Origin of the sequence: Citrobacter sp. C348 (assembly GCF_047467975.1) — a bacterium.
Lineage (GTDB): Bacteria > Pseudomonadota > Gammaproteobacteria > Enterobacterales > Enterobacteriaceae > Citrobacter > Citrobacter gillenii.
This window is the reverse complement of record NZ_JASJUJ010000020.1, coordinates 20,676-29,532: the sequence shown is the minus strand read 5'-3', so window position 1 is coordinate 29,532 and position 8,857 is coordinate 20,676. Positions and strand designations below refer to the sequence as shown.

The window sequence follows — 8,857 nt, the reverse complement described above, 5'->3', positions numbered from 1 at the left end:
TCCTTCGGACTCTATACCATTTTGATCTTTCATAGCCAAAGCTATTCACCATGTAGGCGGTGTGATAATTCTCACAGCGGTGAATGTGCTTATTAGTGCGGTAGTAAGAAGGGGAATAATTAACGCAGTAGTAGTATCAAAACTCTTTCCGGTGAAATAAAAACAGAAAAGGGAACCATAATATTAGGCTACCCCTTCTCAACTATTCTAAATGCACAAAAATGTGCATTAATCTTTCCTAAGCTCTCTCAGCTTATCCATCAGCTTACTTAATTCCTCCATTAACCTATTATGATCACGTTCTTCTGATTCTTTCATAATACGTTCTGCTTCTTCCCGTCTTGCCGTACTCAATAGCCGTTCACGTTCTTCAACCTGCTTTCTTAATCGTTGTTCGAATTCTTCTACATCGATGGAAGCTACCACCACTGGATTCTCTAGCAGTTGGTACAGGGGAGTAAATAATTCTGTATAGGGATCTATAGCGTCTACAGTAGGAGGTGAGCGATAGTAGGTTAAACCCTTTCTCCATCGTGCAAGCTGTGCATAGTTCAGGCTAGGTTTCTTCCCTGTACCATCATATGCTTCTTTCACAGCATCCAACACAGCAGCAGGTTTCACACCCTTGCTTATCTTGAGCGCTTCCTTCATACGCTTCTCTTGTGGCTGTGTGCTATCTCCGAGCAATATTAAATTAACGTTCTTCATCATATGCCCCTAAAAAGTTAAGGCCGTATGTTAATACACACTGCCTTTTACGTTCAAGCGTCCTCTGCTGGTTCCCAGTCTGGAAAGATAGCTTTCATCTGATCGATAGCTTTCTGTTTAGCTCGTGTTGCAGCTTGTTCTACAAAGGCTGCTACTTCTGATTGAGTCTCAAGTTCAATCTTTTCCACGATACCAGCAAAAATAGATTTCTGATTGTCCTCAGAAGCAACCATAGCAATCATCTGATTCTGTTCCTGTGACGCTCTGAGAAGCTCCGTAAGGCGGTTAACCTCTTCCTTTAGCTTGTCCTCTTTACTCTTGCCTGAACGTTGCTGAGAGGTTCCTAGCTCGTTAGCGAAGAAGTTAGTTAACCAACGTTCTTGTAAACGACAGCCAGCAGAAGCATTTAACCACTTCAAGAGAACTCGCAAATTAACACGTTTCTCTTTTACAGCATCACGCAGCTTAGCCAGTTCAACACCACGAGAAACAGACACACCTGCTTCATTGTTAGATTTCTTAAATGGATCAAGATTAATCAATTTTAGAAAATCACCCGCATTAAGCATCATTTGCAATATCTCCATTCACAAATTTATTTCCACTAAAAAAAAGGCCGGATTTCTCCAGCCCTAATGTTGTATAAAACCGTGCTTTTAGTTAGATATTCCAATACAAGATGACACTATCACCGTGTTTATCGTTGTACACAGTAGTAACATTTGCTGGAGTAGGATCGACAGCAGGTGTTACATCGGCTGCTGGTGCTACATGAATAACAACCGGAGTTGGCTGTGGTACAACAGGAGTCAGCGGAGTCAGTGGAACAACGTGAATCACCACAGGAGTTGGTGCAGGTGGTGTAATGTCAGTGATCGTTTTCACTGTACCAGTTTTCAGGTTGGCAACTTTCTCAGCATAGTGAGCTGGACCATACATGCCGACAGTTGCAATACCCAGCGTATTCACTGAACGTTCAAAGCCATACTCACCATAGGTGGCAACATGTTTGTTATAACCAATACCAGCCTGCTCATTGCCCACATAACCTTGCATGTGGACAGTTACGCCAGTATCGTCACGAACCGCTACCGTACGGCTACGGAAGTCTGGTGCGATTGCTGTCTGAGCAACACGAGTCATGTCACCAGATTTCAGCATGTGGTTAACGACGCCAGCATTTGCTACATCGTTATATGCTTTCACTGTCCCAATCGCAGTGTCGCCGTCTTTGGTAGCATGAACACTCAGACCACCAATACCGTCAGCATAGCTACGAATACTCACATGAGATACTTCACCGTTAGTGATGGCTTTAGTGTGAGAACGCATATCAGCAGACACAACTGTAGAAGTTTCACGAGTTATATCACCAATGGTGGTGGTAGTTGTGCCCATGAAAGTGCCGTCTTTAAAAGACGCGGTATGAGTGGTATGGTCTGCAATGTTCTGAGCAACAGGATGATCGCTCATGTTGATAGAACCTTTAGAGAAGCCAGTGAATCCGCCACTAGCGTTCATACGCCCTGCCAGTTTACCACCGAAGGAGTGGCTACCAAACGCATGACCAATATTACCACCATGACCATGACCACCAAAGTTGTGACCACCCATTCCGCCATGACCACCATGACCATGAGCAAAAGCAGACATTGGAAGAACAATTAACATTGCAACCACTGATTTCTTAAACATTATGAAAACTCCATTTAGGATTAATAGGGTGCTATCATCATTAATTCTTTATTTATCGTTTTATTTATCGTATGCCGTCTTTCACATAAGTAATTGAAGCTGTGATAGCCATAAGAGCACCAACCCAAACAGCAGGAATGAAAGCAATTAGAGCAATAAATCCCGCGCCTAAACCAGCCATATAAAATTGATCGTCTGTCAGCCAAGCTAACCACCAATAAACACGATCACTTCCATATTCCATGAACATAATAAAGCTCACGAGAACATACCAGCCTCCAACTTCAAATCCTCTGTTGAGATTTATTTATATAGAAACTCTTGAACAATATTAATTGCTTATTCACTTGGTGCTTTAGTTTTACCTTGTATATCAACATAAGTTAGAACTTGTCCATTATGTTCTACATAGGCGTGATCAGAGTGGTTATCAGTGAGTTAGTCAGATTTTCTTCCTTCTTATCTTGAATAAGTACAGTTGCATTGTGCAGATAGGTTTCTGTCATTCCGTCATCATATGAGATAAACACATCTTCAATAATTTGCCAAAAAGCGACCACAACAAGATTGATAAATGAAACAGGATGAATAGCAACATCACCCGCTATCACATTCATTGTGTACACCTCTACAACATTACGGCTGCTGTAGCTGAAATCATGTCTATCATCTGTTTTTCGATGCGAACAAGATCAGCTAACAGGGCAGCATAACGACGGTATTCACCAACAGGAAGATTAAACACAATATCCATTTCTCCTCGTTCTTGACACGCATTGAAGGAAGCAACAACGTATTCAAAACCACACTTATCAGTAGCTGCACGAATGGCCCCTTGCACTTGCTTGATGTTTGACTCTGTTACCTTAATCATTGCATGGCATTCAAAGTTAGCCGTCATCAGTGACGGGGGAAGTGCATTATCAATAAACACAAAAGCAAACACAATAATAAACATAGTGAAACATATGATATGAGCACGAATGGCTAATTGTGGTTGATATGTGTTCTATTTTAAGTGCCATTCATGCTCTGCATAATTGTTAACTTTCAATGGGTAAATCAACGGGTAAACCACGGAGGTATTGAGTGGTGCGTTCCCGCGTATTGTGTTAGCCAGTATGTGATGGCAATGAGGCATGTAGTACGGGGAGGGTTTTATAACGCGTGAGTTATTTACAAGTAAATCTATACCCACCTGTGTATGATATGGACTACTCAATACACAACATACAAGAGGCATGCACATAACATAGGGTGCGTGTGGCTAAGTGTGTGATATGTCTACGATGAAGTGATAACAGGAGATTATCACGGTGAGAGAACGAGATAGTTTAGCAAGAGTGATCGATTACCTGTAGGCCATGTCACAGGGTAGGGTACACTGAATCGCCTCGTGTTTTCTATGATTCCAGTGTGACCCGCATGATTGCTGGATCTTTAATGTCTCCGTGCTTATCAAAAGTTTGGGTGCTAATCACAGATTGTAAATTCTTCCCACCGGACTCGGTAGCGTTCTCTACACTCCAGGTAATATTCACTGGAGGCATGACATTATGGCGAACACCATCACGGCAGATGAGATACGGGAACAATTTTCGCAGGCAATGTCAGCAATGTACCAGCAGGAAGTCCCGCAGTACGGCACGTTGCTGGAACTTGTCGCTGATGTGAATCTGGCGGTACTGGAAAATAACCCGACGCTGCATGAAAAACTGGCCAATGCGGATGAGTTAGCGCGTCTTAACGTTGAGCGCCACGGTGCGATCCGGGTAGGGACCGCGCAGGAATTATCCACGCTGCGGCGGATGTTTGCCATTATGGGCATGTACCCGGTCAGCTATTACGATCTCTCCCAGGCGGGCGTTCCCGTCCATTCCACGGCGTTTCGCCCCATTGATGATGCTTCGCTTTCGCGTAATCCGTTTCGGGTGTTTACCTCGCTATTGCGCCTCGAGTTGATCGATAACGTAACATTACGCCAGCGGGCTGCGGATATTCTCGCAAAACGCGATATTTTTACGCGCCGTTGCCACGAACTGTTGGACGAGTTTGATGCGCAGGGGAGTTTTACACCAGCCCAGGCCCAGGAATTTGTGCATGAAGCACTGGAAACCTTCCGCTGGCATCAGCACGCCACGGTAGACGAAGAGACCTATCACGCGCTACACAACGAACATCGACTGATCGCCGATGTGGTGTGCTTCCCCGGCTGCCACATCAACCATCTGACGCCACGTACGCTGGATATCGACCGAGTGCAATCGATGATGCCGGAATGTGGCATCGAACCGAAAATCCTCATTGAAGGGCCGCCGCGTCGCGAGGTGCCCATTCTGCTACGCCAGACCAGCTTTAAAGCGCTGGAGGAGGCGGTACTGTTTGCCGGTGAAATGCGCGGCACGCATACCGCACGTTTTGGCGAGATTGAACAGCGTGGCGTGGCGCTGACCCCAAAAGGCAGGCAGTTATACGATGAACTGCTGAGTCATGCGGGAACGGGTAAAGACAACCTGACGCACCAGCTGCATCTTCAGGAGGTGTTTAAAGCCTTCCCTGACAGTGAGTTTTTGCTACGCCAGCAGGGGCTGGCCTGGTTCCGCTATCGACTAACGCCGTCGGGCGAGGCGCATCGTCAGGCGATCCGACCGGAGGATGACCCGCAGCCGCTGATCGAACGAGGCTGGCTGGTGGCTCAACCGATCACCTACGAAGATTTCTTACCGGTGAGCGCGGCGGGCATTTTCCAGTCTAATCTGGGCAATGAAACCCAGACGCGCAGTCATGGTAACGCCAGTCGGGATGCGTTTGAACAGGCGCTGGGCTGTGCGGTTTATGATGAGTTTGTGTTGTATCGGGAGGCTGAAGAGCGCAGTAAACGGCGCTGTGGTTTACTTTAATGGAATTTACACGGGATTCGGTCTGTTCCCATCGACATAATATATTTTCGATTTTGTACAGATAATCGGCGACCAACAATTGGATTATTAATGAATTTTGTCTAGAGTGAGCGGTCAGAAATGTGCACTCTCTTGCCGCAGATGTTGACCGGCGCGGGACCATTCACACGACCAGAAGGACTTACTTTCAGGCATGAATCGTAGACGATTTATTAAAGGTTCAATGGCAATGGCCGCCGTGTGCGGAACCAGTGGTATTGCATCACTCTTTTCCCGTGCTGCCTATGCGGCAGAGTCTGACATTGCAGACGGAAAAACCGTACGTTTTGATTTTTCCGTACTGCAATCAATGGCCCATGATTTAGCACAAAAACCGTGGGGCGGTGCGCCGCGCGCGTTGCCGGATACGCTGGCGAAACTGACGCCGCAGGCTTACAACAGTATTCAGTATGACGCCGAGCAGTCGCTGTGGAACAATGTTGAAAATCGTCAGCTGGACGCGCAGTTCTTCCATGTCGGCATGGGTTTTCGCCGCCGCGTGCGCATGTTCTCGGTTGATGACAGTACGCATCTGGCGCGTGAGATCCACTTCCGCCCTGAACTGTTCAAATACAATGATGCGGGCGTAGATACCAAACAGCTGGAAGGGCAAACCGATCTCGGCTTCGCCGGTTTCCGCGTGTTTAAAGCCCCGGAACTGGCCCGCCGCGATGTGGTTTCTTTCCTCGGTGCCAGCTATTTCCGTGCCGTCGATGACACCTATCAGTACGGTTTGTCGGCGCGTGGGCTGGCGGTGGATACCTACACCGACAGCAAAGAAGAGTTTCCTGATTTTACCGCGTTCTGGTTCGAAACGGTCAAACCGGGCGCGACCAGCTTTACGGTGTATGCGCTGCTCGACAGCCCAAGCGTTACCGGTGCGTTTAAATTTGTGATCCACTGTGAGAAAACGCAGGTGATCATGGATGTGCAGAACCATGTCTACGCCCGTAAAGACATCAAACAGCTCGGCATTGCGCCGATGACCAGCATGTTTAGCTGTGGCAATAACGAACGTCGGATGTGCGACACCATTCACCCGCAAATCCACGACTCCGACCGCCTGGCAATGTGGCGTGGCAACGGGGAGTGGATCTGTCGTCCGCTGAACAATCCGCAAAAACTGCAGTTCAATGCCTACACCGATAACAACCCGCGCGGGTTTGGCCTGTTGCAGTTGGATCGTGACTTCTCCCACTATCAGGACATCATGGGCTGGTACAACAAGCGCCCAAGCCTGTGGGTCGAGCCGCGTAACCAGTGGGGCAAGGGGACCATTGGCTTGATGGAGATCCCAACCACCGGTGAAACGCTGGATAACGTCGTCTGCTTCTGGCAACCGGAGAAGGCAATCAAAGCCGGTGACGATCTGGAGTTCAAATATCGCCTGTACTGGAGCGCACAGCCGCCGGTACGCTCGCCGCTGGCGCGCGTGCTGGCCACCCGCACCGGCATGGGGGGATTCCCGGAAGGATGGGCGCCGGGCGAGCATTACCCGGAAAAATGGGCGCGTCGCTTTGCTGTTGATTTCGTCGGTGGCGATCTGAAAGCCGCTGCGCCGAAGGGTATTGAGCCGGTGATTACGCTCTCCAGCGGCGAAGCGAAGCAGATTGAAATCCTCTACGTTGAGCCGATCGATGGCTATCGTATTCAGTTTGACTGGTATCCGACCTCAGACTCAACCGATCCGGTAGATATGCGCATGTTCCTGCGTTGTCAGGGCGATGCTATCAGCGAGACCTGGCTGTATCAGTATTTCCCACCGGCAGCGGATAAACGTCAGTACGTCGACGACCGCGAAATGCGTTAACCGCACGTTCTGTGGCTCTCCTGAAGGGGAGTCACAGAACGCATCTCTGTTGAAACATTCTGTACGCTATTTACTCGATCCTGTTCGCATTTTTCCCTCTGTCAAATGGGTAAGCTGAAGCTGTGTATTTCTTATGCACGCTTTTTGTCCACTAACAGGGAGAAAGTATGTTTCCAGAATACAGAGACCTCATTTCCCGACTGAAATCCGAGAATCCTCGCTTTCTGTCTTTATTCGAAAAACACAACAGCCTTGATCATGAGATTTCCAGACTGGAAGGTTCGGATGGTCGGGGATACAGTTTGGATATTGTTCGCCTGAAGAAACAGAAACTTCACCTGAAGGAAGACCTGCTCAAAATCCTGCAAAAAGAGAGTGTCAGTGAGAGCTAAATAGACCGGCTCTCACTGTGTAAAAGGGCTTCCAAAAGGGAAGCCCTTCCTGTCTAAGACTTAATCGACCATAACCCGTTTGTTCGTCGCGCCCCATAGAATCGACATTTCGGTGAACAGCGCGCCGCTGATTTCTTCCACTTCCTCTGCGCTAACCTGTACCTTGTCTTGTTTACCGAACAGCACAACTTCATCACCGGAGGTCACCAGCGGTAGATCGGTCACATCGACAATCAGCGTATTCATTGACGTTTTACCCAGCACCGGCACCCGCTGGCCGCGGATCAGCACATGTCCCGCGTTGCTGAACACGCGACGATAGCCGTCAGCATAACCTGCCGGAATGTTAGCGAGAACGGAATCGCGTTTGAGTGTATATGTACGGTCATAGCCGACGGTATTACCTTTCGGGTAATGGTTTACCGACGCAATCGATGATTTAAACGTCATCACGCGTTTGTATTCTGTGCTGGCGATGGTATCACCATAAAAAATTCCGCCAACGCGCACCAGATCCAGCCATGATTCACGCACGGTCAGCGTGGCGAAGGTATTGGCCACATGCAACGTCACGTCTTCGCGCTTCAGCGCGGTAATCTTGAGAACCTGGGCTGATTGGGTATTGAAGCGGGCCAAATCGCGCTTGACCACCGCGGCATCTTCTTCCGGGAAATGCGACATGATGCCGACAATTTTCAGTCCGGGTAAGGCCGAAATGGCGCGGGCTTCTTCCAGTCCGGCAGCCGTGCTGACTTCCAGACCGTTGCGCGACATTCCGCCAGAATTCAACGCCAGATGAATACGGATGGTTTTGCCTTTCTCCTGAGCAATCGCGCTCAGACGTTTCGCCATGTCCAGATTGCCAATCAGCTCCTCAGTATCAAAATCTGCCGCCTGGCGCATCTCTTTTTCCGTAGCATTACGCACGCGCATCAGTTGTGATGTAAAACCGGCCTGACGCACAATGCTGATTTCTTCATTACTGGCGACGCCAATACACTGCACGCCGTTTTGCATCATCACCGGCGCGACGAGAGACAGGTCGTGCCCGTACGCATCGCCTTTGAGAATGGCGCACAAGCGGGTTTTATCTCCCAGCAACTGTTGAACTTTGTGGATATTATATTCCAGCGCGCTGCGAGAGATCTCCAGGGTGGTATTATCCACCACCACCTGCTTGCTGACCGCGTAGGGCACGGGACCGGTCTGTGAGGTGGGAACGGGTTGGTGACAGGCGGTGATCAGAAACAGCGGGATAAGTGCTAAACGACCCAAAGGTGCTGCCATGCTTGCTCCTTAGCAAAAAAATAGCG

At 48.7% G+C, this 8,857-nt stretch carries 10 protein-coding genes; 3 read left to right on the top strand and 7 right to left on the bottom strand.

Going from position 1 to position 8,857, the window contains the following annotated elements; translation table 11 throughout:
* Positions 1 to 228 precede the first annotated feature (228 nt).
* From QNN86_RS23480 to QNN86_RS23455, 6 genes are all read right to left on the bottom strand, one after another.
* Positions 229 to 711 (bottom strand): hypothetical protein, encoded by a 483-nt coding sequence (locus QNN86_RS23480; protein ID WP_135911998.1) that lies wholly within the window; start codon positions 709 to 711, stop codon positions 229 to 231.
* Positions 712 to 761: 50 nt separating this feature from the next.
* Positions 762 to 1,280 carry a hypothetical protein gene (locus tag QNN86_RS23475; protein ID WP_146716867.1) on the bottom strand — a complete coding sequence of 173 codons (519 nt, stop codon included), beginning with the start codon at positions 1,278 to 1,280 and terminating at the stop codon, positions 762 to 764.
* A gap of 88 nt (positions 1,281 to 1,368) precedes the next feature.
* Positions 1,369 to 2,403: a hypothetical protein gene (locus tag QNN86_RS23470; protein WP_146716866.1), complete on the bottom strand. Its 1,035-nt coding sequence runs from the start codon at positions 2,401 to 2,403 to the stop codon at positions 1,369 to 1,371.
* Between the two features lie 64 nt (positions 2,404 to 2,467).
* A complete protein-coding gene (locus QNN86_RS23465; RefSeq protein ID WP_115258436.1) occupies positions 2,468 to 2,665 on the bottom strand; it encodes a hypothetical protein in 198 nt (65 codons plus the stop codon).
* Between the two features lie 142 nt (positions 2,666 to 2,807).
* The gene (locus tag QNN86_RS23460) at positions 2,808 to 3,020 is read right to left on the bottom strand and encodes a hypothetical protein (RefSeq protein ID WP_135912001.1); all 213 of its coding nucleotides are present in this window, start codon (positions 3,018 to 3,020) and stop codon (positions 2,808 to 2,810) included.
* 11 nt (positions 3,021 to 3,031) lie between these two features.
* Positions 3,032 to 3,361 carry a hypothetical protein gene (locus tag QNN86_RS23455; RefSeq protein WP_279278053.1) on the bottom strand — a complete coding sequence of 110 codons (330 nt, stop codon included), beginning with the start codon at positions 3,359 to 3,361 and terminating at the stop codon, positions 3,032 to 3,034.
* A gap of 598 nt (positions 3,362 to 3,959) precedes the next feature.
* On the opposite strand from QNN86_RS23455, the gene QNN86_RS23450 reads away from it, so the two are divergent.
* The 3 genes from QNN86_RS23450 to QNN86_RS23440 all read left to right on the top strand — a co-directional run bounded on the left by QNN86_RS23450 (position 3,960) and on the right by QNN86_RS23440 (position 7,544).
* A complete protein-coding gene (locus tag QNN86_RS23450; RefSeq protein WP_279278054.1) occupies positions 3,960 to 5,303 on the top strand; it encodes a VOC family protein in 1,344 nt (447 codons plus the stop codon).
* Positions 5,304 to 5,496: 193 nt separating this feature from the next.
* The gene (locus QNN86_RS23445; protein ID WP_181617002.1) at positions 5,497 to 7,152 is read left to right on the top strand and encodes a glucan biosynthesis protein D; all 1,656 of its coding nucleotides are present in this window, start codon (positions 5,497 to 5,499) and stop codon (positions 7,150 to 7,152) included.
* Positions 7,153 to 7,319: 167 nt separating this feature from the next.
* Positions 7,320 to 7,544, top strand: a complete 225-nt coding sequence (locus QNN86_RS23440; RefSeq protein WP_003833168.1) for a YdcH family protein — start codon at positions 7,320 to 7,322, stop codon at positions 7,542 to 7,544.
* 60 nt (positions 7,545 to 7,604) lie between these two features.
* On the opposite strand, the gene alr is transcribed toward QNN86_RS23440, so the two are convergent.
* A complete protein-coding gene (gene alr / locus QNN86_RS23435) occupies positions 7,605 to 8,831 on the bottom strand; it encodes an alanine racemase (RefSeq protein WP_279278055.1) in 1,227 nt (408 codons plus the stop codon).
* Positions 8,832 to 8,857 lie beyond the last annotated feature (26 nt).